At 42.8% G+C, this 26,745-nt stretch carries 21 protein-coding genes; 19 read left to right on the top strand and 2 right to left on the bottom strand.

What is annotated here, in order from left to right; all coding sequences use genetic code 11:
- The first annotated feature begins 775 nt into the window (after positions 1-775).
- The 16 genes from mraZ (at position 776) to tuf (ending at position 20,894) form a co-directional block, all read left to right on the top strand.
- The gene (gene mraZ, locus ACNEUN_RS02710; protein ID WP_463630812.1) at positions 776-1,537 is read left to right on the top strand and encodes a division/cell wall cluster transcriptional repressor MraZ; all 762 of its coding nucleotides are present in this window, start codon (positions 776-778) and stop codon (positions 1,535-1,537) included.
- On the top strand, positions 1,537-2,592 hold the full coding sequence (gene rsmH / locus ACNEUN_RS02705; RefSeq protein ID WP_463630656.1) for a 16S rRNA (cytosine(1402)-N(4))-methyltransferase RsmH: 1,056 nt from the start codon (positions 1,537-1,539) through the stop codon (positions 2,590-2,592). Before mraZ ends, rsmH begins: the two co-directional genes overlap by 1 nt.
- Before the next feature lies 1 nt (position 2,593).
- Positions 2,594-3,205, top strand: coding sequence for a cell division protein FtsL (gene ftsL / locus ACNEUN_RS02700; RefSeq protein ID WP_463630654.1), 612 nt, complete (start codon positions 2,594-2,596; stop codon positions 3,203-3,205).
- The gene (locus ACNEUN_RS02695; RefSeq protein ID WP_463630652.1) at positions 3,205-5,049 is read left to right on the top strand and encodes a peptidoglycan D,D-transpeptidase FtsI family protein; all 1,845 of its coding nucleotides are present in this window, start codon (positions 3,205-3,207) and stop codon (positions 5,047-5,049) included. Before ftsL ends, ACNEUN_RS02695 begins: the two co-directional genes overlap by 1 nt.
- A 24-nt stretch (positions 5,050-5,073) precedes the next feature.
- Positions 5,074-6,225, top strand: coding sequence for a UDP-N-acetylmuramyl peptide synthase (locus tag ACNEUN_RS02690; protein WP_463630650.1), 1,152 nt, complete (start codon positions 5,074-5,076; stop codon positions 6,223-6,225).
- Between the two features lie 24 nt (positions 6,226-6,249).
- Complete coding sequence (locus tag ACNEUN_RS02685) at positions 6,250-7,839, top strand: UDP-N-acetylmuramoyl-tripeptide--D-alanyl-D-alanine ligase (protein ID WP_463630648.1); 1,590 nt, start codon at positions 6,250-6,252, stop codon at positions 7,837-7,839.
- A gap of 71 nt (positions 7,840-7,910) precedes the next feature.
- Positions 7,911-9,014 (top strand): phospho-N-acetylmuramoyl-pentapeptide-transferase, encoded by a 1,104-nt coding sequence (gene mraY, locus ACNEUN_RS02680; protein ID WP_427876410.1) that lies wholly within the window; start codon positions 7,911-7,913, stop codon positions 9,012-9,014.
- Between the two features lie 47 nt (positions 9,015-9,061).
- A complete protein-coding gene (murD, locus tag ACNEUN_RS02675; protein WP_463630645.1) occupies positions 9,062-10,624 on the top strand; it encodes a UDP-N-acetylmuramoyl-L-alanine--D-glutamate ligase in 1,563 nt (520 codons plus the stop codon).
- The gene (locus ACNEUN_RS02670) at positions 10,608-11,873 is read left to right on the top strand and encodes an FtsW/RodA/SpoVE family cell cycle protein (RefSeq protein ID WP_463630643.1); all 1,266 of its coding nucleotides are present in this window, start codon (positions 10,608-10,610) and stop codon (positions 11,871-11,873) included. Before murD ends, ACNEUN_RS02670 begins: the two co-directional genes overlap by 17 nt.
- A 158-nt stretch (positions 11,874-12,031) precedes the next feature.
- On the top strand, positions 12,032-13,297 hold the full coding sequence (locus tag ACNEUN_RS02665) for a UDP-N-acetylglucosamine--N-acetylmuramyl-(pentapeptide) pyrophosphoryl-undecaprenol N-acetylglucosamine transferase (RefSeq protein ID WP_463630641.1): 1,266 nt from the start codon (positions 12,032-12,034) through the stop codon (positions 13,295-13,297).
- The gene (gene murC / locus ACNEUN_RS02660; RefSeq protein ID WP_463630639.1) at positions 13,297-14,844 is read left to right on the top strand and encodes a UDP-N-acetylmuramate--L-alanine ligase; all 1,548 of its coding nucleotides are present in this window, start codon (positions 13,297-13,299) and stop codon (positions 14,842-14,844) included. Before ACNEUN_RS02665 ends, murC begins: the two co-directional genes overlap by 1 nt.
- A gap of 79 nt (positions 14,845-14,923) precedes the next feature.
- Entirely contained in the window at positions 14,924-16,204 is a 1,281-nt protein-coding gene (locus tag ACNEUN_RS02655; RefSeq protein WP_463630637.1) for a cell division protein FtsQ/DivIB, read from the top strand.
- A 306-nt stretch (positions 16,205-16,510) separates the two neighbouring features.
- Positions 16,511-16,882 (top strand): 30S ribosomal protein S12, encoded by a 372-nt coding sequence (gene rpsL, locus ACNEUN_RS02650; protein WP_003813881.1) that lies wholly within the window; start codon positions 16,511-16,513, stop codon positions 16,880-16,882.
- Between the two features lie 3 nt (positions 16,883-16,885).
- Positions 16,886-17,356, top strand: coding sequence for a 30S ribosomal protein S7 (rpsG, locus tag ACNEUN_RS02645; protein ID WP_075523050.1), 471 nt, complete (start codon positions 16,886-16,888; stop codon positions 17,354-17,356).
- A gap of 42 nt (positions 17,357-17,398) precedes the next feature.
- A complete protein-coding gene (gene fusA / locus ACNEUN_RS02640; RefSeq protein WP_427876421.1) occupies positions 17,399-19,528 on the top strand; it encodes an elongation factor G in 2,130 nt (709 codons plus the stop codon).
- 166 nt (positions 19,529-19,694) lie between these two features.
- Complete coding sequence (tuf, locus tag ACNEUN_RS02635; RefSeq protein WP_427876423.1) at positions 19,695-20,894, top strand: elongation factor Tu; 1,200 nt, start codon at positions 19,695-19,697, stop codon at positions 20,892-20,894.
- 799 nt (positions 20,895-21,693) lie between these two features.
- Here the strand turns inward: tuf and ACNEUN_RS02630 are convergent.
- Together ACNEUN_RS02630 and ACNEUN_RS02625 are read right to left on the bottom strand one after the other, a co-directional pair.
- Entirely contained in the window at positions 21,694-22,440 is a 747-nt protein-coding gene (locus tag ACNEUN_RS02630) for a Bax inhibitor-1/YccA family protein (protein ID WP_463630631.1), read from the bottom strand.
- Between the two features lie 334 nt (positions 22,441-22,774).
- Complete coding sequence (locus tag ACNEUN_RS02625; protein ID WP_427876427.1) at positions 22,775-23,509, bottom strand: GTP pyrophosphokinase; 735 nt, start codon at positions 23,507-23,509, stop codon at positions 22,775-22,777.
- A gap of 345 nt (positions 23,510-23,854) precedes the next feature.
- Between ACNEUN_RS02625 and miaA the strand changes: the two genes are divergently transcribed.
- From miaA to hpt, 3 genes are all read left to right on the top strand, one after another.
- Positions 23,855-24,856 (top strand): tRNA (adenosine(37)-N6)-dimethylallyltransferase MiaA, encoded by a 1,002-nt coding sequence (gene miaA / locus ACNEUN_RS02620; protein WP_463630810.1) that lies wholly within the window; start codon positions 23,855-23,857, stop codon positions 24,854-24,856.
- Positions 24,857-24,963: 107 nt separating this feature from the next.
- Positions 24,964-26,076 (top strand): tRNA lysidine(34) synthetase TilS, encoded by a 1,113-nt coding sequence (gene tilS, locus ACNEUN_RS02615; RefSeq protein ID WP_463630628.1) that lies wholly within the window; start codon positions 24,964-24,966, stop codon positions 26,074-26,076.
- 108 nt (positions 26,077-26,184) lie between these two features.
- Entirely contained in the window at positions 26,185-26,739 is a 555-nt protein-coding gene (gene hpt, locus ACNEUN_RS02610; RefSeq protein ID WP_427876431.1) for a hypoxanthine phosphoribosyltransferase, read from the top strand.
- Positions 26,740-26,745 lie beyond the last annotated feature (6 nt).

Here is a 26,745-nt window from a genome sequence, read left to right as displayed (position 1 = left end):
GTCGGTGTGTGTTTTGCTCCAAACGTGAGAGGACTGTCTCGTGTTTGGAGGGTTTATTTACGTCGGTTGCTCCATTTGTGAGAGAGTGTTCTCGTGAATGGAGTTGTTGATTAGATTATTTGCTCCATTTGCGGGCGCGACGACCTGCTTGAGCGCTGCGATTTAGCGCGCGAAAGCAACTCGGAGCGGAAACTCGCTCAGGTTGGAAGTCCAGTGGACTTCCAACGCGAGTTTCGTAGCGAGCGCTTATAGCGCGAGCATTAGAACGCTTTTGGAGCGGAGTTTATTTTTAAAATCAAGTAATTTCAAATCCAATGGTGCATTGAAATTAATTCCTTATTGTTTATCTTTACTTATTTATATATAAAAAAATTAATTTTTTGTAAAAAAGTGGGGAATTTTGGTGAGTTGTGGAGTAAGATGGTGAATCACGTGCATGCGGCATCGTGCATCGTGATTAAGGAGGTGGAGAATGGTGCGTAGCAGTGACCCTAAAAAGTCGCAGAATAATGCCGACTTCTCCTCAAAAAACCTTCGCAACAATCACGATTTTCTAAATACTGAAGCTGCTACTGAATCTGCTAATCAGTCTGCCGGTCAAACTCCTAATCAACCTTCTAATCAACCTGCAGAGCAATTCGCGCAAACTTCTGAATCTACTGCAAATCAGCAAACGCAGATGCCACTGCCATATGCTGCGCAGCAAATCCAGCAGCCTAATGCGCAATCTTTCCAGCAGTATCAGCCTTATTACGGGAATACTCAATATGCTCAGATGCCAGCATTTTCGCCAGTAATTCCGCAAATTTCGCAAATGACAACGCAGCTGCCTCAGCAGATTTTGCAACAAAACTTGCAGCAGCCTGTGCTTTCCAGCGAGCAATTAACGCAAAATTCGGCTTTTACCTCCACTCCTTTGCCGATTTCCGCCGCGTATGCTCCTCAAGCTCAGGTTGCTGCTCCTTCTACTTACGCTGTTTCTGCCGCGCAAGCACCTGTTTCTGCCGCGCAAGCACCTGTTTCTGCCGCACCTGCAGATCCAACCGCACCTGCATCTGCCGCACAAGCCTCCACCGCACCAACCGCATCCGCCTTTTCCGCACCTGTTCTACTAGGCACATATACGCCAAAAATTGATGCAAAAGGTCGTGTGGCTTTGCCTGCAAAATTCCGCTCTCAACTCGGTCAGGGTTTTGTTATTGCTCGTGGTCAAGAACGTTGCGTGTACGTGCTTCCTATTTCCGAGTTTCAGCGTATTACGTCGCAAATTCAGAGGACTTCCATGAGCAACAAATCTGCTCGAGATTATTTGCGCGTGTTCCTTTCTGGCGCTGTTGACGAAGTCCCAGACAAGCAGGGTCGCATTGTTGTTCCTACAATGCTTCGCAATTACGCTAATTTGAGCGAAGATATCGTAGTTATTGGCGTTGGTACTCGCGCAGAAATATGGGATAAGTCTGCTTGGGAAGATTACCTTTCTGATCGTGAGCAAGGTTACGCTGATATTGCTGACGACGTATTGCCGGCGGTGATGTGATGACTGATATTTCAACTATTCACGCTCCGGTTTTGCTTAAGGATTGCGTTAATTTAGTATCTCCCGCATTGCAACACGATGGTGCAGTTGTAGTAGATTGCACTCTCGGCCTCGCTGGTCACGCTACTGCGTTTCTTAAATCTTCTCCGAAGGCGAAGCTTGTAGGCATTGATAGAGATAGCGAAGCGCTTGGTTTAGCTACTGAGAGAATGCGTCGTGAAGGTTTGTCGGATCGTTTCATACCAGCTCATGCTGCTTTTGATGAGATTGATGAAGTTCTAGCAAATAACGGTATCGATTTTATTGATGCTGCTTTTATGGATTTAGGTCTTTCGAGTTTGCAGATTGATGAGACTGATCGCGGCTTCTCTTATTCTCACGATACTGAGCTTGATATGCGCATGGATACTACACAAAGTACTACTGCCGCAACGATTTTAGCTAATTATGATGTTCGTGAGTTGTCTAAGATTTTCCGCGAGTATGGTGAGGAGCGTTTTGCTTCCGCAATTGCGCGCAAGATTGTAGAAACAAGGGATATTCAGCCTCTTGTTTCTTCTGGTCAGTTGGTTAGCTTAGTTGATTCCGTTATTCCAAAGGCTCATCGCGCTGCTGGTAATCCTGCTAAAAGAGTGTTCCAGGCGCTGCGTATAGAAGTTAATGGTGAGTTGGATAAGCTTTCGCGCACTCTTCCAAAAATTGCTTTACGTTTGCGCAAAGGTGGCCGTTTGGTTGTGGAATCTTACCATTCTTTGGAAGATACAACTGTTAAACGTTTTATGAATCAGGGTTTAAAAGTTGATGTTCCAGCTAATATGCCTGTAATTCCTTCTGATGCTCAGCCGTTCTTTGAATCTCTTACCCGTGGTGCAGTGAAGGCTTCTAAAGAGGAGATTGCGAATAATACTCGTTCTTCTTCTGTGCGTTTGCGTGCTGTTTCGCTGTGTAGAGAAATACCAGATAGGTGGGTTAAGCGTTTTGATGATGAAGCGCGCGGTTTTATCAGTGCTACTGGTAGTTCTCAGCGTGCTGTTCGCAGACAGGGGGGTAGGTGACATGGCAGTTTTGAATTCTCGTAATTCTCGTAATTCTCGTATTGTTCCTTCTTCTTCTGCTCCTGCTGGAAGAAGAGTTCAGATTAAGTCTGATAGAAAAGAGCGTTCTGTTTTTTCTGCTCCTGTTTCTTCTAGTGTGTCAGATCGCGGATCTTCTAGTGTTATGAAGCGTTTGCATAAAGTTGTTGCGTGGAGTAATACTCGCAAAGCTCCTCTTCTTAATTTTGTTGTGATTGTTCTGTTCCTTCTTATTACTCTTTCCGTTTCGTTACTTTTGCGTACGCAGATGGCTGAAATTTCTTTTGAACAGTCTGCAACTCAATCGCGAATTGTTAGATTGCGACAAGATGTTGAAACAACTCAAGCTCAGTTAGACACTTTGGAGGCAGGTCTTCCTGCAAAAGCCCAAGAGATGGGCATGGTTCCTCAACAGAATTCTATTTCTATAGATTTGAGCGACTATGCGAAAAATAAGTCTGCTTCGGGCAATCAGCAGCAAGCCCAGCAGCCGCAGCAAAAGCCGCAGCAGCAACAAAAGCCGCAGCAGCCGCAGCCGCAACAACAGAAACAACAAACACGTCCAAATAATTCAGTAAAACAGGAGAAACATTGATGCGCCATTCAATCAGACAACGTTTCGCCCAATGCGACCCATTTGTACGTAAATGCATAGTCGTAGCAGTAGTATTCGCTATGCTAGGCTCATTTGCAGTTATAAAGCTGAGTTTTATTCAACTTGTTAACGCTCGTTCCACAGCTCAGGCTGCGCAGGCGGAGCGCAAGCGAGTTCGACCAATTCTGGCTCGTCGCGGTAGAATTCTTGACACAAACGGTTCTGTACTTGCTCAAAGCGTTGAACGTTACGACATTATTGGCGACCCAATGAATGCTCAGGCGTTTACTCCAACTCCGTGCACTAAGCAGACTTCTCACAACTGCCAGTCTATTAACGGAAAGCCGGTAGAGGGTACGGGAGCGTTGGCTGTTGCAAGACTTTTGGCTCCGGTTCTTAATATGAACGTTATGGAACTTGGTGGAAAATTGGCTGATGGCGGCCGATATGTTGTGCTGAAGCGTAACGTTACTCCGGAAGTAAAACGTGCTATCGATGCTATGAATCTTTCTGGATGCATTTATGCTGAAAACAGTAGTCAGCGAGTGTATTCTAGCAGCCATATTCTTGGCTCTATTATTGGCGGCGTTACTAGCGCTGATCAAAGTCGTAGAGACGATGTTGATAAAACCAAGAAGGGTGAAGTTGGCGATTCTGGCTTGGAGCTTACTCAAGACAAAATTTTAACGGGTGTTGACGGCTATCAGAGCTACCAAGGAAATAATGCTGGTAGCGAGAGAATACCTGGAACTCCTACAGAATCAAAGCCTGCTGTTAATGGCAACGATATCAAGTTGACTATTGATAGTGATGTTGATTGGTATGTTAAAAAAGTTCTGTTAGATGGCAAAGAAAAGTATCATGCCGCATGGGGTGTTGCAGTAGTTCAGGACGTTAAAACTGGCGAAATATTAGCTTTGGAAGATACCGACAATATTGAAGCCGGAAGTCCTGATGCGAAAACTAAAGTTTCAAAAGCCGTAAGCCAAACTTTTGAACCTGGATCTGTTGGCAAGACTTTCGCTATGGCAGGTATGTTGCAAACTGGAGCTCATAAGATTACAGATCCGTTTGCTGTTCCGGGATCTATTAATAAGGGTAAGCAGCAGTTTAGAGACGCAATTGACCATTCTGTTAAGCATTGGACTCTTGCTGGTATTCTTGCTCAATCTTCTAATGTTGGTATGGTTCTTGCTGGAGAAAAGTATCCTGTAGATAAGCGCTACGAGTATCTTTCAAAGTTTGGTTTTGGTAAATACTCAGGAATGGGTCTACGAGGAGAATCTCAAGGTTTGCTTCCTGATTACAAAACTTGGGATGGTAGAAAGAAAGACACTGTTCTTTTTGGACAGGGCTATGCTGTTAACGCTTTGCAACTTACGAACGCTATGGCAACTATTGCGAATAAGGGTGTAAGACTTCGTCAGTCAATTGTGAAGTCGGTTATTGACCCTTCTGGTCATGTAACTCCTGCTTCTCATCGCGAGGCTACTCGTGTTATTGACGAGAATGTTGCTGCTCAAATGATGAACGCTCTTGAGAATTCTGCTGAACATTACAATAAGTTCGTTGGCATAAATGGATATCGTATTGCTGCTAAGAGTGGTACTGCAGAAGTTGCTGGCTCTGGCGTTGGCTTGACTTCTATTATTGCTGACTGGTCTGGAGTTATTCCTGCGGATAATCCTCGATTTGCTATCAGCGTTATTCTTAAGGACCCAGAAGGAATGTATGGTGGTATTACAGCAAGTCCTATGTTTAAGACTATTGCTGAGTTTTTGATGCAGAAGTATGATATTCCTGCTTCTGCTCCGCGCAATGATGCAGTTCCAGTTGAATGGTAGTTTAAGAACGGGTGAGGTGCTTGTATGGATGCTTTGGATGAGTATTCGCGCATAAGGGTAACTCTCGGGTTTGCAGCTAAGCGCTACGGTTTTGAAGTTGTGCCTGCTTTTGCTTCTGGGGTTACTATTACTTCTCTTGTTGACGATGTGCGTAACGTGCGTCCGGGTTCTTTATTTGTTCCTTCTGGCCATGTTGATAGGCGACAGCTTGAGGCTGCTAGAGATGCAGGAGCTTATGCTGCACTTGTACCGCCAGAATTTTATTCTGAAGCAGCAGATTTAGGGATGCCACTTCTTATTTCTGCAGAAAATCCTGTAGCTTTAGGGAAATTAGCAAGCGATATTAATTCTGATCCATCTTCTTGCGTAGCGACTTTTGCAGTTGCCGGTTACGATGATGATGAAATTCATGCAAATGTCATACGTTTAGCTGATTTTTTGCATATGCTTGGCAATCCTGTAGGTATTATTAGCGATGCTGGCTCTAGTTCTTTGCAGCGAGAGCTTAATTTAGATTATCCTCTTGGAATTGCCGAAGTACAGCATACTTTGTCAGTATGTGCGGAAGATGGTGCAGCTGCTGTTGTTATAGCGTTGACGCCTGCAACGTTACGTAAGAATGCGCTTCAGTGTGTAAATATTGATGTTGTTGGAGTCGAAAAAGGTGAGGATAAAGTTACGGAAGATGCTCTTCAGCGTGACGAGTATGATTTCGATGCATTATCTAATTCTTCTGCCGTAAGTGAAAGCAAAAACAGTGCTGGCAGTAGCGCAAAAAGTAGCGCAAAAAGTAATAAAAACAGTATGAATACTGAGAATTCTGATATTCGCGCTATAGACGCTTATAAGATTATTAATGCTGAAAATGATGCCGCTCGTAGAAAATTATCTCTCTCTTCCGGCGCATCTTTTAACACTATGAACTTATCTTCTAATGCTTCTCGTCCTTCGTTGAGTTTCTACTCTCTGCGGCAGCGTTATGGTTTTGAAAGTAGAGATCACGAGTATTGCGTTACTCGTTCTAACGATTCGGATGAGTTGGCTGCGTTAGCTGATCAAATTAGTGGCAAAGATATAAAAAGGCATGTTTCTTTGTCCATTGCAATGGTTCTTGCTGCCGGAGTTCGTCGTGGAACAATTAAAAGCGCTTTGCGAGTATCGCATGAGTTGCGTTAATTTCGCATTGTTTGGAGGGACAATATGAGTTGCTGTGATAAGAAATCATGCGAAATGATGGCAATGAGTTTGAAAGAGGTTGCTGAAGCTGTTGGCGGCGATTTAAGAGTTTCTAATGGCACTGATGTTAATTCATTAGTTGCTACTTCTGCTTGTAGTGATTCGCGTGAAGCTCACGAAGGTTCAGTTTTTGTAGCTATTGCAGGAGAGCATGTTGATGGACATGATTACGTTGAAAAGGCAGCAAATTTAGGTGCTGTTGTGGCTCTCGTTGAGCATAAGGTTAAGCTTTCAGCTGGAGTTTCTATTGCGCAGATTATCGTCGATGATTCTGTTAAAGCTTTAGGATTGCTTGCAAAGCATAATCTTGAACGTCGTAGAGCAACTGATGATCCTTTTACTATTGTTGGTATTACAGGATCTGTTGGTAAAACTACTACTAAAGATATGTTGCACGATTTGCTCAGTACTGTTGGTAGCACTGTTGCTCCAGTAGGCTCTTTTAATAATGAGATCGGTTTACCTCTTACAGCTTTACACGTTAATTCTCATACGCGATTTTTAGTTGCAGAAATGGGAGCTAATCATGTTGGTGAGATAGCTGGGCTTACTCGTATTGCTCCTCCTGATATTGCTGTAGTTCTAAAAGTTGGGGTTGCGCATTTAGGCGAGTTTGGTTCTGTAGATCGCATCGCGCAGGCAAAAAGTGAGATTGTGCGGGGTCTTGTGCCTCACGGAATTGCTGTTTTAAATGCTGACGATATGCGAGTATCTAATATGTCTCATCTTGTTGATGATGGCAATGTTCGCTGGTTTGGTCGTGAGTTAATTGATACCGGTCTACTGCCAGTTCCTGAGAATTCATATCAGATTTTTGCAAGTGATATTACTTTAGACGATTTTGGTTTGCCGGTTTGTAAGATAACTGTACATAACGAATCTGGTAAAACTGAGTCTGCATCTTTGCATCTTGCTTTGCACGGTGAACACAATATTATGAACGCACTAGCTGCAGCAAACGTAGCGTATTACTGTGGTATGTCTTTAGAAAAGATTGTTGAAGTTCTAAGTAAAGTTTCGCATATTAGCCCTCATCGTATGCAATTTTCTAAAGTTTCTGCGAATAATCGTAGTTTTACTTTGATTGACGACTCGTTTAACGCTAATCCTGATTCTATGAAAGCAGGTATTGACGGCCTGTGTGCTTTTGAACATTCGAAAGATTCTAGTTCTTCTGATTCTAATAGTTTATTCCGCATCGCAGTATTAGGCTCTATGCTTGAGCTGGGCGGCGACGAGTATTTGCTGCACAATAATATCGGTGAGTATGTTGCTCAGCACAATGTTGATGCAGTAATAGCTGTTGGTTCTACTGATTCTAATGAGCTTGATTGTTTGGCTGAATGCATAGCAAATGGTGCTCGTAAAGCTTGGAATAATAAGATTTTGACAGCAAATGACGCTATTTTCTTTGTTCATAGTGATTCTCAAGCTAATGATATTGTTTGGGATTTGGTAGATAAGCATCCTGATAGTGTTGTTTTGTTGAAGGGATCGCATGCTTCTGGCTTGAGTGCTTTAGCTGAACGTTGGGCTAAATTGATGTCGTGTTAAGCAGCAAGTAATAAGATAGAGTTAAAAGCACTAACTGGGCAAAATAGATTACAGCATACGGAGGTTAAGCGGTGATTGCGCTTATTATTGGAATTGTAGTGTCGCTTGTAGTTACCATAGTTGGTACACCTATGCTAATTAAATTAGTTCATCGTTTGCACTATGGTCAGTACATTCGTCAGGACGGACCGCAATCTCATATGATTAAGCGTGGTACTCCAACTATGGGTGGAGTAGTTATTAATCTTTCTGTTGTTGCTGGTTGGGCTGCTTCAGCATTGTACCGATATCTATCTGCTGGTAGAGCACCTTCCTGGTCGGCTGTGCTTGTTCTGTTCGCTATGCTTTCCATGGGTTTGCTCGGTTTTATTGACGATTTTGCGAAAGTGCGTAAAAAGCAGAATCTTGGACTTTCAGTTCGCGCTAAGTTTATTGGGCAGATTGTTTTCGCTAGTGTCTACGCTTTTTTGGCGCTTATGTTGCCTACTCAATCTGGTATTGCTATTGCGCAAGCTGGTATGAGTTTTATTGAGCGTCCTTTTATTAACTTCTACGTTTTTGGTACTTTTGTTGGAATTGTTGTTTTTATTATTTGGGTTAATTTCCTTATTGCAGCATGGTCAAATGCTGTTAATTTGACTGACGGCCTCGATGGTTTAGCTTCCGGATCTTCTATGATTGCTTTCGCTGGCTACGCTCTTATAGCTTTTTGGGAAAGCTATCACGTTCGTGGTGGAGGCCATTTTGGTTTCTCATACGCTGTTTCTGACCCTCTTGATTTAACTATTATTTCCGTTTGCGCAGCTGTAGCTTGCTTTGGATTCTTGTGGTTTAATTCGAATCCTGCGCAAGTTTTTATGGGAGATACTGGTTCTTTAGCTTTGGGTGGCTTGTTCGCAGCTCTTTCGATTGCTACTCACACTGAATTTTTGGCTGTGATTTTGGGTGGCTTGTTTGTTCTTGAAGCTATTAGTGATGTTATTCAAGTTGGCTTCTTTAAGATGACTCATAAGAGAGTGTTTAAAATGGCTCCTATTCATCATCATTTTGAGCTTCTCGGTTGGCCAGAGACGAAAGTTGTTGTACGTTTTTGGATGATTGAGCTTATGTTTGTTCTTAGCGCTTTGATGATGTTCTATGCTGATTGGGCTGGCCGATCTGGATTACTTATTTAAGACTTTTAATAGTATTAATATTTTTATAAAACCGGAGGCTAGTGGCTATGAGTAGTGATACGAATTGTGAATATTCTTGCGATTTTCCTTATAAACGCGTTTTGGTGGCTGGTCTTGGTGTTTCTGGCCGTGGTGCTGTAGAAGTTCTTAAAGCTGTAGGATCTATTCCTGTAACTGTTGATGAGAATAAACCTGAGGCTGATATCCACGATTTTTCTGATATTAATTGGTCTCAAATTGATGCGGTTGTCACTTCTCCAGTATTTAATCCTAGAACACCATTTTTAGTTCAAGCTCGTGAACACAATATTCCGGTAATGAGTGAAGTTGAGTTAGCTTGGAAAGTGCGAGTGCCTTCTAAACGCTCTAATAAGCCTGCGTTATGGGTTGGTATTACTGGAACTAATGGAAAAACTTCTACTACAGAAATGACTTCCGCTATGCTGTGTGCTTGCGGTTTTAATGCTCCTGCAGTCGGTAATATTGGTAAATCTGTTTCTAAAGCTGCTCTTGATTGCGAATATGATGCTTTGTGCGTAGAGCTAAGCTCATTCCAGCTTCATTTTACTGATGATTTAAGATTAGACGGTGCTGTTATTACTAATATTGCAGCAGATCATTTGGATTGGCATGGTGGAATGGATGCCTATGCTAGTGACAAATCGAAAGTATTTAATTCTGTTAAAAAGGTTCTTGTTTATAATGCGCAAGATAGTCGCGTTAAGAATCTTGCTATGGCAGCTTCTATTTCTTCTTCTTGCAAAAGAGTTGGTTTTACTCTTGATAATCCTTTGCCAGGAGAAATTGGTGTTAGTGACGGCTGGATTGTAGATAACAGTGGTGTAGCTGGAAACGAGGTTGGAAATCCTACTCGCATTGTTAAGCTCAGTGAATTAAAGCATTTATGCGAGCCAGATGGCACAGTTTATCCTCATCTGCTTGCCGATGCGCTTGCTGCTTTAGCTCTTTCGCTTGGTGTTAGTTGCAATTTAGAAGATTCTGTTAAAGCTTTATGCGAATTTACGCCAGGTGGTCATCGTATTCAAACAGTTGCTACTCTTGAGTCTAAAGATAAAATAGCTGCTCACTCTATACGATTTGTTGACGATTCGAAGGCCACTAATGCGCATGCTGCTAAGGCTTCGCTTTCTAGTTTTGCTGATGGTTCTGTTGTTTGGATAGCAGGAGGACTCGCGAAAGGTGCTCATTTTGAGGATCTTCTTTCGTCGCAGAATAAAGTTATGAAAGCTGTTGTTGTTATTGGTTGCGATCAGAAGCGTATAGTTGAGGCTCTTAAGTCTTGCAAAGTTCGTATTCCAGTAACGCTTATTTCTTACGATGGTTCTAAATCTACTGTTTTGCCGTATGTAACGGATGAAGTGTTAGAACAAGTTGAATCTGAAGAAGCTCATAGTCATAATTCAGCTTATGGTGAGGCTGTTATGCATGCTGCTGTTGAAGCTGCAGCATCGCACGCTGGTGAGGGTGATGTTGTTTTGCTTGCTCCAGCTTGCGCTTCTATGGATCAGTTTATTTCCTACGCAGATCGTGGCATTCGTTTTGCTAAAGAATCTCAACGATGGGTAAAGAATCATGAAGTTCAACAGTAAAAAGTTTTTGCAGAAGATTTCTGACAAGAAAAATTCTGCGAAATGGTTACGCGGTGTTAAAAGTTCACTTGTTTCATCTCATACTAAAAAAGCTTCATCTTTTAGCCAGTATGTTGGAATGAGAAGTCTATTTAATCCACTTTGGTGCTTGTACGGACTGAGAATTTCTGTTGCTATTCTTTCCGTATTTGGATTATTCATGGTTTTTTCTAGCTCTTCAGTAACTATGATTACGTATGGAGTTGCTCCTTGGGGGCAAGGAATCAACCAAACTTTATACTGCATAATTGGATTAATAGGTTATATAGTAGCTTCAAAACTTCCAGTAAGTTTTTATCAAAAACGTGTTGTAATTATTTATGCTGTTGCTACAGTATCGCAGTTCTTAACTTTCGTTCCTGGTTTAAGGCGAGAAGTTAACGGTAACGCCGGTTGGATTGCTATAGGACCTTTAACATTGCAGCCTGCTGAGATTACAAAATTAGCTTTATGCATTTGGCTTCCTGTATCTTTGCTCATTGCCAAACAGGCGTATGATCGTGTGCAAATGAGAGCCTATATTCCTCCAATACTCGGCTTGGGATTATCCTTGCTGCTTGTTATAGCTGGTAAGGATCTTGGTACTGCATTAATTATTATTATTATTGCTTTGGTTGCTTTCTATATTGGCGGATTTCCAACGAAATGGTTGGTTGGAACTGTTTTAGTTGCTGCTGTACTTGTTGCTCTTCTTGTTTTAACAAGTCAGAATCGTATGAGACGTATTTTAGCGACTTTGCACGGTTGTGATGCAAAAGCAGCTAAAGGTGTTTGCTTCCAGTCTATTCACGCGCAATACGCTATGGCTTCTGGTGGATTATTAGGTTTAGGAATTGGTAATTCTCGCGAAAAGTGGAATTACTTGCCTTATGCGCATAATGATTTTATTTTTGCAATTATTGGCGAAGAAATGGGCTTTTTAGTTGCTTCAGCAGTTATATTACTGTACATAATAATCGGATGGTGTTTGCTTTCTTCTGCCATGCAAATTCGCGTTAGACTTGCGTCAATTTCACTTATATGCGTCGCTACTTGGATTGTAGGACAAGGTTTGATTAACATTCTTGTTGTTGTTCAAATACTTCCAGTTATGGGCGTTCCTATGCCGTTCGTCTCAGCTGGAGGCTCCTCTCTGGTTATGTGTCTAGTAGCAATCGGAGTTTCAGACGGTATCATACGAAATAGTCTTAATTTAAAAGCTGGAGCGTAAGATTTAGATAATACTTAGTAATAGTTTATTAAATAAAATTAGACTCGAATATATGAAATTAATAGTCTGATTTAGCGTAACATGTTCTGTAGTATTGCTTTTTTGGATAATAGAAAATGTGACTTTTAGTCATGTGCGATGTGTTAAAAGAGGTAGTGATGTTTGCAGCAAAAGAGCAGAAATCTGAGCACAACGTAAGTGCATGCGAGCAGGAAGATTGTAAATCTGAATCGTCTTTCCATATTGTTCTAGCTGGAGGCGGCACTGCAGGACACGTAAACCCTCTACTTGCAGTAGCTGATGCTATCAAAAAATTCGATTCTAATGCGCAAATAAGTGTTATAGGTACAAAAGTTGGTTTGGAAGTGAGTTTAGTTCCGCAAGCAGGATACGAACTTGACACTATCGAAAAAGTACCTTTTCCTAGAAAACCTAATTTAGCTGCTTTTAAATTCCCAATTAGATGGATTCAAGAAAAACGTAAAGTTAGTAGTATTCTTAAGCAAAGAAAAGCGGATGTTGTAGTAGGATTCGGCGGTTACGCTTCAGCGCCAGTGTATTCTCAAGCGCACGCTCAGCATCTACCAATAGTTGTTCACGAACAGAATGCTAAAGCGGGAATGGCAAATAAGCTTGGTGCTCGTTGGGCTACTATGGTTGGTTCAGTTTATAACAACACTGGTTTGCGAACTAAAGCTGGAGTGAGTGTTGAAAGAATTGGTTTGCCACTTAGACCTGCTATAGCAAGATTATGTAGAAGTTTGTCTGAAGATAGTGACGCAGCAAGAGTGGAAGGTGCAAAACAGTTAGGTTTAGATCCTAGTCGTCCTATTGTGCTTATAACAGGTGGATCTTTAGGTGCTGCAAGTGTAAATCAAGCAGTTGCGTCTGCTGCAAAAGATTTGCTTTCTTGCGCGCAAGTTGTTCATCTTACAGGAAAAGGGAAAGATGAGAAAGTTAGAGAAATAGTTTCACAGAATGTGGGCGTTTCTCAAATTAACGATATTCAAGCTAATCATCTAGGTCTTGGAGATTATCACATAGCGCAATATTTAGAGCGAATCGATTGGGCTTTTGCTTGCGCTGATTTAGTTATTTGTCGTGCCGGGGCGGGTACAGTATCTGAAATTTCAGCTCTCGGATTGCCTGCAGTTTACGTTCCTTTACCGATTGGTAATGGTGAGCAGCGTTTTAACGCAGAGCCAGTAGTATCAGCCGGGGGAGCGCTTATGGTAAATGATTCTGAATTTAACGAAAATTATATACGTGAAACTGTAGTTACTCTGTTAAAAGACAATAAAACGTTGAATGTTATGAAAGAAGCGTCATGGCGTTACGGTATTCGAAATGCTGCAGACGTTATGGCGCAACGAATTCTTAAAATTGCTAAAGAAAGAAAGCCAAGCAAGGAAAGCAGGAAGTAATGACTTGCCCAGATTTAAACCCTATTAAAGCAGCTTTTAACTCTAAAGATACTGTAAAATCTCTCGGGAAAGTTCATTTTATTGGCATAGGTGGAGCCGGTATGAGTGTTCTTGCTGAAATGCTGCATGAAGATGGCGTTTCGGTAAGTGGGTGTGATAGGGAAGCTAATGATCACACTGAAAGATTAACCCAACTAGGTATTGAAGTTAAAATCGGCCAAAACGCTTCTCATGTTGATGGGAAAAATATTCTCGTTTACTCAAGCGCTATAAAAGCTACTAATCCTGAGATTATTGCAGCAGCTGAAAATGGAGTAAAACTTGTTCACAGAAGTGACATACTTGCTCTTTTACTAGCGAGTAAGCGAGGAGTTACAGTTGCTGGCGCGCATGGCAAAACAACTACAAGCTCACTTCTTTCGCATATTCTTACTGTTGCAGGTACTAAAGATTTAGCAGATCCGAGTTACGCAATAGGAGGATCTTTACAAGGAGTTGACGGAAGCGTTATAGATGGCGGTCATGCTGGATCTGGATCTGTAATGGTAGCTGAAGCAGACGAATCTGACGGAAGTTTCGAAAAATATCACCCGAGTATAGCAATAATCACAAACGCTGAAGCTGATCATTTAGATCATTATGGTAACGCTGAAAACTATAGAGCAGCATTCGTAAAACATGCTGGTAATGCAGAAAATGCTGTAATAATATGTGCAGACGATGCTGGAGCAAGGCTTGTATTAGAAGCTCTTTCAGACGAAACTTTAGAAAAAACTATTGCGTACGGAAATTCTCAAACTTGGAACACAGAAGTCAGCGAACGTGTTAAATCTAAAGCAATGTTTGCAAGTATTGAGCACGAAAGTGAGCAAGCTGGAAGCGGTAGGGAAGCGTACAAGCTTGTGCTTCCAGAAAATATGAGCGCATATTATGGCGTTTCAATTGCAAATCGCAGCTTAGATGTGAGTTTGATGATACCTGGTTTGCATAATGCTAGAAACGCGAGTGCAGCAATTTTAGCTGCTATATTACTCGGTATGAAAGCGGAAGATGCTGCTCGTGGAGCAGAAGATTTTCGTGGTGCATCGCGTCGATTTGATATTCGAGGATGTGTAAATGGGGTAACGGTAGTTGATGATTATGCTCATCATCCTACAGAGATTGAAGCGCTTCTTAAGGCTGCTCGTAGACGTTATCCTTCTGCAAAATTGCGAGTTCTTTTCCAACCTCATCTTTTCTCTCGTACTTTATCTTTCAAACAAGAGTTTGCTGAAGCGTTGAGTTTAGCTGACGATGTGATTGTGTCTAGTATTTTTCCTGCTCGTGAAAAGCAGGAAGATTTTCCACAAGTACACGCTTCTACTATTGTTGAGATAGCTGCTGATAGTGGATTTAAAACTCCTATGCAAGCTGTAGAAGATATGCATGAAGCTGCTTTGCTGCTTTGCAAGCGTGCGGAACCTGGCGATGTTCTTATGACTGTTGGCGCTGGAAGTATTACTGCTATGACCTCTGTTATGCTTGAAGCATTGAATTGCGAAAAATGAGAGCAGATAGCAGAAACTAGTTTAGACTTGTATAAGGTTTGACACTTAGATATTTATTGGAAAGGTAGCGTTTGAGCGCATGATTATGAAGAAATCAGATAAGGCTTCTTCTAATAAGCCTATGCGTGTGCGACGTGCCGTTTCTAGCGTAAATATCGTACGCACTCAAGAACAGCGTATTGTGCCGAAACGTATTTCTGAAGTAGAAGATTCCAGTAGTTCCGATAGCAGAGTATCTAAAAATAAAGATACTAATGAAATCAGTAAGTCAGATGTTCGTCGTTTAACAAAATCTTCTCGTTCTGTGAGTTCTCGTTCTGTGAATTCTGGTTTTTCTGCTCGTGCTGCGCGTGTTGCGCGTGTTGCGCGTAATGATAGCTCTCGCAAGAATTTTAAAGAAATCGAGAATAATTCAAAATCTAAACTTAAAAATTCGAGAAGTATAAGTAGTAAAAATTCTGCAAATTCGTCTTCTCTAAGAGTTACAAATTCTTCTAAAGGACACGGTGCTTTTGTTGATGCGCGTCGACTTTTAGGATTTGATTTTATAAAAAAGACTTTAAGCGAAACAGCAGGGCCTTTGGGAATAGTTGAAAGACCGAAAATTATAGATTTTGCTGCTCGTCTTAAAGAAAAAAAGAATGCTTATCTGCGTATTACTATTAAAAAACTTCTGTATGTTTTGATAGCTGTTGTTGCTGTACTTTCTATTATTTGGGTTCTGCTGTTTTCTTCAGTATTTAGATTAAAAGCTGAAAATATAGAGATAAGTGGATCAAATGAATGGGTTAGTAAAAAGAAAATAGCTGATATTGCTTCAAGTCAAGTAGATAAATCGCTTTTTCTTGTTTCTTCGCAAGAGGTTATAAATCAGTTAAATGATATTCCTGGCGTAACTGAAGCGAACGTTACTAAAAATTTCCCTCAAGGCTTACGCATAACTGTTCGTGCGCAAAAACCAGCTGCAATGTTGAAAGCTAATGGAAGTAACAATCTTACTGCAGTAGACTCGCAGGGTAGAGTTTTGAATACTGTTGCTGGAGCTTCTATTCAAGGAATACCTGTTATAGAAGTGCAGGAAGTTGGTAGAAATATTACTAACAAGGCAGTTCTTGAGGCTGTGAAAATAGTGAGTTCGCTTTCTTCGCAGCTGCGTTCGAGAGTAACTAAAGTTACAGCAAAAACGCAGGATTCTATAGAAACTACTTTAGGTGCAGAAAATCACACAATCGTGTGGGGAGATTCTTCAGAGCTTGAATTGAAGAAAGCTATAGTAGATAAGATTATTAATGATCCTACGAAAATAGGAGATAAGCAGCGTCTTGATGTGTCTGCTCCCGCAAGACCTATTTTGAAGTAAAATAATTAGTAATATTTGTGCGGTTTTTAGTGCGGTTTTTAGTGCTGTTTTTGGTATTACAAAATTGTCACGCTTTGATGTATAATAGTAATTCGTGTGTGCCAACGGCGTGCCTTATGTTATAGGTGTGCTTGTTGGGATATCCCAAGCGTTGAAGATAGCGCGCAGTAATGTGTGGCTGGAGACGCAAGGGCCATCGGGCCGGTGGACTGTGGCTTTTACTCTTTAACCGATTCATGCGTTAAGGTGTGCTGCAGTGTGGCGGTTTCACCAAACAGAAGATATCAATGAATCGGAGAACTTAAGTTGCCTACGATTGAACAACTTGTCCGTAAAGGACGTCAGGCCAAGCCGAAGAAGTCAAAGACTTTGGCCTTGAAAGGTAGCCCGCTGCGTCGTGGCGTGTGCACCCGTGTGTACACCACCACTCCTAAGAAGCCAAATTCCGCGCTTCGTAAGGTTGCTCGTGTGCGCCTCAGCTCGGGTATTGAAGTAACCGCCTACATTCCAGGCGAAGGCCATAACCTCCAGGAGCACTCCATTGTGCTCGTGCGTGGCGGCCGTGTGAAGGATCTCCCAGGTGTGCGTTACCACATCGTGCGTGGCGCACTCGATACCCAGGGTGTCAAGGACCGCAAGCAGGGTCGTTCCCTGTATGGAGCAAAGAAGGCGAAGTAAAACATGTCACGTAAAGGACCTGCAAAAAAGCATCAGCTGCTTCCTGATCCAATCTACGGCTCGACCGTCGTGGCTCAGTTGATTAATAAGATTCTTCTCGATGGTAAGAAGTCCATCGCAGAAAACATCGTCTACACCGCTCTCGAGCAGGTGAAGGCAAAAACCGAGCAGGAGCCAGTTTCTGTATTGAAGCGCGCTCTTGACAACATTCGTCCAAGCCTTGAGGTTCGTTCCCGCCGTGTCGGTGGTGCAACCTACCAGGTTCCAGTCGAAGTGAAACCTGCTCGTGCAAACACCTTGTCCCTCCGCTGGCTTACTGACTTCTCCCGCGCACGTCGTGAGAAGACAATGGCTGAGCGTTTGGCGAACGAAATTCTCGATGCCTCCAATGGCTTGGGTGCTTCTGTAAAGCGCCGCGAGGATACCCACAAGATGGCAGAAGCTAACAAGGCTTTCGCTCACTATCGCTGGTAATCCGCAAGATAATCGGTATCTTAAAGAGCTAAGGATAAGAATATGGCACAAGATGTGCTTAACGACCTGAATATGGTTCGTAACATCGGCATTATGGCGCACATTGATGCTGGTAAGACTACTACCACCGAGCGTATTTTGTACTACACCGGTAAGAACTACAAGATCGGTGAAACGCACGATGGTGCTTCTACCATGGACTTCATGGCTCAGGAGCAGGAGCGCGGTATTACTATTCAGTCCGCTGCAACTACCTGCTTCTGGAAGCGTCAGACTCACGACACTGATGATCGTTACCAGATCAACATCATCGATACACCAGGCCACGTGGACTTCACCGCTGAGGTGGAACGTTCCCTTCGCGTGCTTGATGGTGCTGTTGCAGTCTTCGACGGTAAGGAAGGCGTGGAGCCTCAGTCTGAAACCGTTTGGCGTCAGGCAGATAAGTATAGCGTTCCACGTATTTGCTTCATCAACAAGATGGATAAGCTTGGCGCTGATTTCTACTACTCCGTCAAGACTATCAAGGAGAAGCTCGGCGCAACTCCACTCGTTATTCAGCTTCCAATCGGCGCTGAGAACGACTTCATTGGCGTTGTTGACTTGATTCGTATGAAGGCTTACGTCTGGAATGACGTTAAGGACGATATGGGTGCTCACTACGACACCGTTGACATTCCTGCCGATTTGCAGGAACGTGCCGAGCAGTATCGTGCTGAACTCATGGATCAAGTTGCTGAAGCTGACGACGATTTGGTTGAGAAGTATCTCGAAACTGGCGAACTTACTGAAGAAGAAATGCGCGCTGGTATTCGTAAGCTTACAGTCGAGCGCAAGGCATTCCCAGTAACCTGCGGTTCTGCATTCAAGGATAAGGGTGTTCAGCCAATGCTGGATGCTGTTGTTGACTTCCTTCCAAGCCCAGAAGATGTTCCATCTATTAAGGGCTTCAAGCCAGGCGACGAATCCGTTGAAATTGACCGCAAGCCAGTTAATACAGATCCATTCGCAGCTTTGGTCTTCAAGATTTCAACACATCCATTCTATGGCAAGCTTGTGTTCGTGCGCGTTTACTCTGGTGAGATTAAGCCAGGCGATTCTGTGTACGATTCCACTAAGTCTAAGAAGGAACGCGTTGGTAAGATCTTCCAGATGCACGCTGATAAGGAAAATCCTGTAGATTCTGCAGAAGCTGGAAATATTTACACTTTCGTTGGTTTGAAGAACGTCAGCACTGGTGATACCTTGTGCGACGAAAAGAACCCAATTTCTTTGGAATCCATGACCTTCCCAGATCCTGTTATCGAGGTTGCCGTGGAGCCAAAGACGAAGGCAGATCAGGAAAAGATGAGCTTGGCATTAGCTAAGCTTTCTGACGAGGATCCTACCTTCCAGGTAAAGACCGACGAAGAATCTGGTCAGACTTTGATTTCTGGTATGGGCGAGCTTCAGCTCGACATCATTGTGGATCGTATGCGCCGCGAGTTCAAGGTCGAAGCGAATGTTGGTAAGCCACAGGTTGCTTACCGTGAGACTATTCGCAAGGCTGTTATGAACCAGGAATACACCCACAAGAAGCAGACCGGTGGTTCTGGTCAGTTCGCAAAGGTTTTGATGAACTTCGAACCACTCGATCCAGAATCTGGCGAAACCTATCAGTTCGTCAACGAAGTTACTGGTGGCCACATCACCAAGGAATTCATTCCTTCCATCGACGCAGGTGTGCAGGAAGCTATGGAATCTGGCGTGTTGGCTGGCTTCCCAGTGGTCGGCGTCAAGGCTACCGTCACCGACGGTCAGACCCACGATGTTGATTCTTCGGAAATGGCCTTCAAGATTGCAGGTTCCATGTGCTTCAAGGAAGCTGCTCCAAAGGCTAACCCAGTAATTCTTGAGCCAATCATGGCCGTTGAAGTGCGTACCCCAGAAGAGTACATGGGCGACGTTATGGGCGATTTGAACTCTCGTCGTGGCAATATTCAGTCTATGACTGATGCCACCGGCGTGAAGGTCATCGACGCCAAGGTGCCGCTGAGCGAAATGTTCGGCTACATTGGCGATCTTCGTTCCAAGACTCAGGGTCGTGCAATGTTCACGATGCAGATGGACTCTTACGCAGAGGTTCCAAAGGCTGTTTCGGACGAGATTATTAAGGCTCAGCGCGGCGAATAACCGCAAGCTACTTCGGTGTTTTCTGTCCCCGGTCAACGCTAAAATTTCTACGTTGACTGGGTTCTGGCACCGAAGTGGCACCTAACCCAGAAACCCAGTAAATATGTAGCGAGAGGCTTCGTAGAGTTTACGAAGCAAACTACGAGACGTCCAGGAGGACAAACACATGGCAAAGGAAAAGTACGAGCGTACTAAGCCGCATGTTAACATTGGTACCATTGGCCACGTTGATCACGGCAAGACTACCCTGACCGCGGCTATCTCTAAGGTGCTGCACGGCGAATATCCTGATTTGAACCCACAGTATGACTTCGATCAGATTGATGCTGCCCCAGAAGAGAAGGAACGCGGCATTACCATCAACATCGCCCACATCGAGTATCAGACTGCTGCTCGTCACTACGCTCACGTGGACGCTCCAGGCCACGCTGATTACGTGAAGAACATGATCACCGGTGCTGCTCAGATGGATGGCGCAATCCTCGTGGTTGCTGCTACCGATGGTCCAATGGCTCAGACTCGTGAGCACGTTTTGCTTGCAAAGCAGGTCGGTGTCCCGAAGATTCTTGTTGCTTTGAACAAGTGCGATATGGTTGATGACCCAGAGCTTATCGATCTCGTTGAGGAAGAGGTTCGTGACCTCCTCGACGAAAACGGCTTCGATCGCGACTGCCCAGTCATCCGCACTTCCGCTTACGGTGCTTTGCACGATGACGCTCCAGATCACGAGAAGTGGGTTGAGACTGTCAAGGAGCTTATGAAGGCTGTTGACGAGTACGTTCCAACCCCAGTTCACGATCTTGATAAGCCATTCTTGATGCCAATCGAGGATGTGTTCACCATCTCCGGTCGTGGTACCGTTGTTACCGGTCGTGTTGAGCGTGGTAAGCTCCCAATCAACACCCCAGTTGAGATCGTTGGTTTGCGTGACACCCAGACCACCACCGTTACCTCTATCGAGACCTTCCACAAGCAGATGGATGAGGCCGAAGCTGGCGATAACACTGGTCTTCTTCTCCGTGGTATCACCCGTACCGACGTTGAGCGTGGCCAGGTTGTGGCTGCTCCAGGTTCTGTGACCCCACACACCAAGTTCGAAGGCGAAGTTTACGTCTTGACCAAGGACGAAGGTGGCCGTCACTCGCCGTTCTTCTCCAACTACCGTCCACAGTTCTACTTCCGCACCACCGACGTCACCGGCGTTATCACCTTGCCAGATGGCGTTGAAATGGTTCAGCCAGGCGATCACGCAACATTCACTGTTGAGTTGATCCAGGCCATCGCAATGGAAGAGGGCTTGACCTTCGCAGTTCGTGAAGGTGGCCGTACCGTTGGTTCCGGTCGTGTGACCAAGATTCTTGCCTGATTTTAATTCGCTGAATTAGCATTAATCAAGCAAATTTGGTCGCGAAAGCGATAGCTTAATAAAGACCCCACGAGGAAACTCGTGGGGTCTTTTGTATGCGCTCCGACACGCTCCAAATACGAGACAGTGCTCTCGCAAATGGAGCGTTGTGTAACAGAATTAACTCCATTTACGAGAATCATCTCTCGTAATTGGAGCGTTGTGTAACAGAATTAACTCCATTTACGAGAACTATCTCTCGTAAATGGAGCAAATAATCTAATCAATAACTCCAAACGCGAGACAACTCTCTCGCAAATGGAGCAATGAACAACATGCTTGAGTGCGCATTAAATAATTTTGGCAATCAATAGAAAATGTCGATAACATCGGTTGATTTTGTGTTTTCGACAGTTTTGCCTTGCGTTTTGTTTATTTCACCAAAACGATTTGGTGTTTTAGACAAAATCACACTGATTTTTGTTTATTTCACCAAACGATTATGTGTTTTCTACAATTTTAAGTAAGCTGCAAAAAATCGAGATCAGACGCACTCTCTCGTAAATGGAGCAAATAATCTAATCAATAACTCCAAACGCGAGACAACTCTCTCGCAAATGGAGCGTTGTGTAACAGAATCAACTCCATTTACGAGAATCATCTCTCGTAATTGGAGCGCTGCGCAACAATAAACCCTCCAAACGCGAGACAATGCTCTCGCGATTGGAGCGCAGAGCACATAATAAAAACCCTGCCAAATATTAATTCGGCAGGGTTAAATTACTAATCAACTAACGCAAGTATGTTAGTTTTAGCATTGTTAATCTCTATTATCTCCAAGCAACTGTAGCAAGTAGATAAACATATTAATGAAGTCCAAATACAGCTGGAAAGCGCAGAAAATAGACATTTTCTCAACTAACTTTGGCTGATCTGCGTACTTTGTCAATAGTTCACGAGTTACTTGAGCATCGTAGGCTGTTAAACCTGCAAAAATAACAATTCCAATAGTTGCAATAAGTCGCATCATATTATCAGTTGTTCCAACGAAGGAAAGAATAATCTGAGCAACAACAAGTACAACTAGTCCAACCATCAAAATTGGACCTGCTTTAAGCAAATCCTTCTTAGTTGTAAGTGCCAACATAGTTAGGCATAGGAAGAATCCTGCTGTGAGCGCGAAAACAATTGCTATAGAGCCCAACTTAAACATTAGGAATATGGTACTGAATGAGAATCCAGTAAGCGCTGAATACACGTAGAACAAAACTCGAGCTGTTGTAGTGCTCATTTTCATAAGACGTGCGCCCATTGCAAAAGCTATAACAACCTGTGCGCCAATCAGAAGAAGCCAACCCCATCCTCTGGTTGCAATCATAAATTTAATAAAGAAATTGCCGGACTGTGTTGCCATAGCTACAAGAGCAGTTACTACAAGTCCTAATGTCATTTCTGCATAAGTTCTACGCACAGAAGTTCTCTGTGCTTCTTCAAACGCGTAAGTCGCTTGAGTATCAACAATTGCGGGATTACCATCGCCGTAATACTTTTGCGTATAATCTGTCATTATTTCTCCTTAACAGCTATGAAATAAAACGCTGTCAAGACAACGTTCTCATAACATTCTATCTAATTCATCTGAGAAATTGCTAAAAATATTTGTGCAATTTAGTACGTTTATACAAAACGTTTATGTTCGTGAGATTTTATGTCGCAACCTGTGCAAACTTTATACAAGAAGCACAGCATAAGTTTCTATTATATCATTAAGTTTCTTAATACAAAACATCACGATAGCAAACTCAGTGTGTGCAAATTTCGTAAGACTATAGCTCTTACTGCTATTTCTGCGTTTATTGCTCTGCTGAGTTTGCTGCTCCTGCTGCTGAGTTTACTTTTTACTAAGATTCAGGTGCTTCTTCGACTCGCGGAGCACCGTTAATATCACGATGAATTCCCTGCATTTGAGCTTCTATATTTTGCAAACTTCGTGCACAATCAAGCAACGTTTGTGAGTGCTCAGCAAGCTTAGCATCAGGCAAATCAGCCTTATATCTAAGAGCATGCTCAAGACTAGCCCAATAATCCATAGCAATTGTTCTAAACTGCACTTCAACAGGAGTGTAATGTGCTCCTGAAGACAGAAAAACAGGAACAGCATAAATTACATGCAAACTACGATACCCATTCTGCTTCGGATTTTTAATATAATCTTTCACCTGCAAAACTTGTATATCGGTTTGTTCAGAAAGATACTGTGCTACCGCGTACACATCATCTCGATAGTTGCATATAACCCTAATTCCAGCAACGTCAAAAAGATTATCTCGTATTGCGCGAGTTGAAATATCAAGTTTTCTACGATTGAGCTTTTCGAAAATCGAATGAACAGACTTCAGTCTGCGCTCCATGTGATGTATAGGATCGTGAGAAAATCGAACCTGAAACTCACTATCTAGAATCTCAAGTTTCGTGCTTATCTCATACATAGCGCCTTCGTAAACTTGCATCATATTGACAAATTCGTCCATCTGATCATCTGGAAGCGAAGGTATGTCGCTATTTTCTTCACTCTCTCCACGAAGGCGAGCGTACAGTTCTGCGGAATTCACACGGTTATGACGATCAAGTATCACGTATAAGAATAATACTCTTAAATCTGCTCATTGCTTTTACTGCGTGGCGATTGCGTTTTGTACGTGAGTGTGTTTTATACGTAAGTACGTTTTGTGACAGTACGTTTTGTGACAGTATAATTTATTAAAGCAAAACTCTCTGATTTTAGCTTGCATGTGCTTTCTTGCATGTGCTTTTACTATAACGTAAGTTTGTAGAGCTAAAATCAAAAATTAGGCATAAGACTACGTGAGTTTTCGTAAAACGCGTCGAAAATATTTTGTTAGGAGCGCATAGTGAGTTGCTTTACTACAGCCGAATCTTCCGAACAGGAAGTTGCTACTCAGCAGGAAACTCTAAAAACTATGCCTAAAGTAATTTCAATCGTTGGCCCAACTGCTTCAGGTAAAACAAGCCTTGGAATTGCGCTTGCTAAGCTTCTTTCTAAACGCGGAGTTCGTGCGGAAATCATAAATGCTGATGCGTATCAAATGTATAGAGGTATGGATATTGGTACAGCAAAAGCTAGTTCTGAGGAACAAGCAGAAGTCCCACATCATCTTATAGATATTATTGATCCTGAAGAAACAATGACTGTTGCGCGCTTCCAAGTACTTGCAAGAAACTGCATTAGTGAACTTCGTTCGCGTGGTGTACGCCCAATTCTTGTAGGTGGTTCAGGATTATATGCGCGTGCTGCGGTTGACGATATTACTTTTCCGGGAACCGATGCGTCCTTGCGTCAAAAATTGGAAGAACGTGAGCGTAAGGAAGGTGCTGAAACATTATTTGCGGAATTGCAAAAGAAAGATCCCGTTGCTGCAGCGAATATGGATCCTAGAAATCCTAGACGCACTATTCGCGCTCTTGAAGTTATTGAACTTACTGGTAAACCATATTCCGCAACTCTTCCTAAATATCGTTACGTTATTGACTGCGTACAAATAGGTTTAGATTTGCATCGTGAAGATTTAGATAAGCGTGTTGATATGCGAACGCAAATTATGCGTGAACAAGGTTTCGTTAATGAGGTTCGTAATATTCGCACGCGTCTAGGAGTAACAGCTTCTCGAGCTCTAGGCTACCAGCAGATTATTGACTATTTAGACGGTATTTTGAGTGAGGATGAAGCTTTTGCGGATATTGCTCAGAAAACTCGCAGGCTAGCTCGTAAGCAGATGGGTTGGTTTGGAAGAGATGCGCGAATTCACTGGCTGGATGCTTTACGTCCTGATCTTGCAGACGCTGCGCTCGCAATAGTTGATGCTGCTGATTCTGGAGAGTTTTCTTCCGATAGTAAATCGGGAGATTTTGTTGCCGACTTGCATATGACTCAGCATCATCTTGGGGATTCTTTTGCCAATTAGCGTGATTTCATATTTTAGTTTACGTTTTTAGTTTACGTTTTTAATTTATATTTCAATTTTTCGTTGATTTTATAAGTTTCGTAGAATTTAGATTTACACTTAAAAGTATGGTGTATTCGTCTCGCTTGCGTTCAGGAATTGGCGCTGTTAGTAGTTGCTTCAATATTTTGGGCTTACGCGTTCAAGATTCGCGTTTTTTGGAGCATGGAAAGCATGAGCCTAGTGAGGATGCGCCATTAGTTTTAGTAGCATGTTCTGGTGGTCGCGATTCTCTTGCGCTTGTTGCTCTTTCGGTTAAGGTTTGTTCTAGCCGCGGCTTGCGTTGTGCAGTTGTTATAGTTGATCATCATTTGCAGGAACACTCTAGTGAGGTTGCTAATCAGGCGGCTTTGCGCTGTGAAAATCTTGGTATTGAGTCCAATCTAATTCATGTTGTATCTATTAGCGTTACTGATTCTGGTACCGGAGTTGAGGCTGCTGCAAGAGATGCTCGGTATTCTGCGATTATTGATGTTGCTAGAAAAATCAATGCTTATGCTGTGCTTCTTGCGCATACTGCTAATGATCAGGCGGAAAGTGTGCTTATTGGTTTAAGGGATTCTGCTGGTTTAGATGCTGTTGCTGGTATGAAGAATATTGTTTTTCGTGATGGCGTGTGTTTTGCAAGGCCGATTATTGAGCTTTCTCGCGAAGATACTACAGGAATTTGCAAAGATTTAGGGATTGATTGGTGGGATGATCCAACTAACGGAGATCTGGTTTCCTCAGATTCTCTTTCTGATGAGTATCCGTTACGTTCTAGAGTTCGTCACAATTTAATGCCTTATATTTCGAAATTTTTTAACGCAAATATGGTACAGGTTCTTGCTAGAGGTGCGCGTCTTGCTCAGGATGATCTTGACTATATTAATATTTGCGTAGATGAAGTAGTTGACAGGGTTGTAACTGTTCGTAATTCTTTTGATATGAAGGAAGCAACCCCCGCAGCTTTAAGCGTTACTATAGATGCAAAAACCCTTGCAAAAAATCACGCTGCTATTCGTCGCAGGGTAGTAGCGCGCGCTTTAGCAGAATTAAACTTGCGTTTTTCTGCAAGGCATGTTGAAGCGATTGATTCTCTCATATCTGATTGGCATGGTCAAAAACCAATCACATTGCCAAATTGTTACTTAGCCGAGCGTAAATCTAATACTGTTACTATCTCAACTGTGTTGCGTTAGTAGAGTGTTGCACTAGTACCGTTATTTAGATTACGATTTTTGTATTAAAAATACTTTTTATAAACTTTCGTAACACTCCCGTCATTCTCTTATGCAAAGATAGTTAGCATGCAGATTGCTGATATACGAGATGACATCGACTATGAATTAATCAGTCACGAAGACCTTATGAAGCGTATTCGCGAAGTGGCTCAAAAAGTAAGTGAAGACTACAAGAATCGTAATATTTTGCTTGTAGCAGTTCTTAAGGGTGCTGTTAACACTCTTGCTGTTTTTTCGCAGGAGTTGAGTATTGATGCGCCTATGGACTTTATGAGTCTTTCTAGCTACGGTAGTGGAACTACTACAACTGGTCAAATAACAGTGCGTGAGGATTTAACTACTGACGTTCGCGGTCGTGACGTTCTTATTGTAGAAGACATTGTTGATTCTGGACGCACTCTTGACTGGCTTGTTCGTGAGCTGAAAGGTCGTGGTGCTGCAAGCGTGAACGTGTTTGCTTTGCTTACAAAGCCGGCTCGACGTGAAGTTGAAGTTGATATTGCGTATACTGGTTTTGAAATTCCAGATGCATTTGTGGTTGGTTTTGGTATGGACTACGACGAGCGCTATCGCAACCTTAATTCTGTTGCGGTTTTGAAGCCGTCTGTATATGAATCCTGATTTATA

The organism is Gardnerella sp. C0684A1 (assembly GCF_055326835.1).
This window is presented reverse-complemented; position numbering and strand designations above follow the sequence as displayed.

What these genes read in the sequence shown, in the direction of transcription:
- mraZ (WP_463630812.1), top strand. Translation starts at nt 776, where the DNA reads ATGCCAGCATTTTCGCCAGTAATTCCGCAAATTTCGCAAATGACAACG.
- rsmH (WP_463630656.1), top strand. Translation starts at nt 1,537, where the DNA reads ATGACTGATATTTCAACTATTCACGCTCCGGTTTTGCTTAAGGATTGC.
- ftsL (WP_463630654.1), top strand. Translation starts at nt 2,594, where the DNA reads ATGGCAGTTTTGAATTCTCGTAATTCTCGTAATTCTCGTATTGTTCCT.
- ACNEUN_RS02695 (WP_463630652.1), top strand. Translation starts at nt 3,205, where the DNA reads ATGCGCCATTCAATCAGACAACGTTTCGCCCAATGCGACCCATTTGTA.
- ACNEUN_RS02690 (WP_463630650.1), top strand. Translation starts at nt 5,074, where the DNA reads ATGGATGCTTTGGATGAGTATTCGCGCATAAGGGTAACTCTCGGGTTT.
- ACNEUN_RS02685 (WP_463630648.1), top strand. Translation starts at nt 6,250, where the DNA reads ATGAGTTGCTGTGATAAGAAATCATGCGAAATGATGGCAATGAGTTTG.
- murD (WP_463630645.1), top strand. Translation starts at nt 9,062, where the DNA reads ATGAGTAGTGATACGAATTGTGAATATTCTTGCGATTTTCCTTATAAA.
- ACNEUN_RS02670 (WP_463630643.1), top strand. Translation starts at nt 10,608, where the DNA reads ATGAAGTTCAACAGTAAAAAGTTTTTGCAGAAGATTTCTGACAAGAAA.
- ACNEUN_RS02665 (WP_463630641.1), top strand. Translation starts at nt 12,032, where the DNA reads ATGTTTGCAGCAAAAGAGCAGAAATCTGAGCACAACGTAAGTGCATGC.
- murC (WP_463630639.1), top strand. Translation starts at nt 13,297, where the DNA reads ATGACTTGCCCAGATTTAAACCCTATTAAAGCAGCTTTTAACTCTAAA.
- ACNEUN_RS02655 (WP_463630637.1), top strand. Translation starts at nt 14,924, where the DNA reads ATGATTATGAAGAAATCAGATAAGGCTTCTTCTAATAAGCCTATGCGT.
- rpsG (WP_075523050.1), top strand. Translation starts at nt 16,886, where the DNA reads ATGTCACGTAAAGGACCTGCAAAAAAGCATCAGCTGCTTCCTGATCCA.
- fusA (WP_427876421.1), top strand. Translation starts at nt 17,399, where the DNA reads ATGGCACAAGATGTGCTTAACGACCTGAATATGGTTCGTAACATCGGC.
- tuf (WP_427876423.1), top strand. Translation starts at nt 19,695, where the DNA reads ATGGCAAAGGAAAAGTACGAGCGTACTAAGCCGCATGTTAACATTGGT.
- ACNEUN_RS02630 (WP_463630631.1), bottom strand. Translation starts at nt 22,440, where the DNA reads ATGACAGATTATACGCAAAAGTATTACGGCGATGGTAATCCCGCAATT.
- miaA (WP_463630810.1), top strand. Translation starts at nt 23,855, where the DNA reads ATGCCTAAAGTAATTTCAATCGTTGGCCCAACTGCTTCAGGTAAAACA.
- tilS (WP_463630628.1), top strand. Translation starts at nt 24,964, where the DNA reads ATGGTGTATTCGTCTCGCTTGCGTTCAGGAATTGGCGCTGTTAGTAGT.
- hpt (WP_427876431.1), top strand. Translation starts at nt 26,185, where the DNA reads ATGCAGATTGCTGATATACGAGATGACATCGACTATGAATTAATCAGT.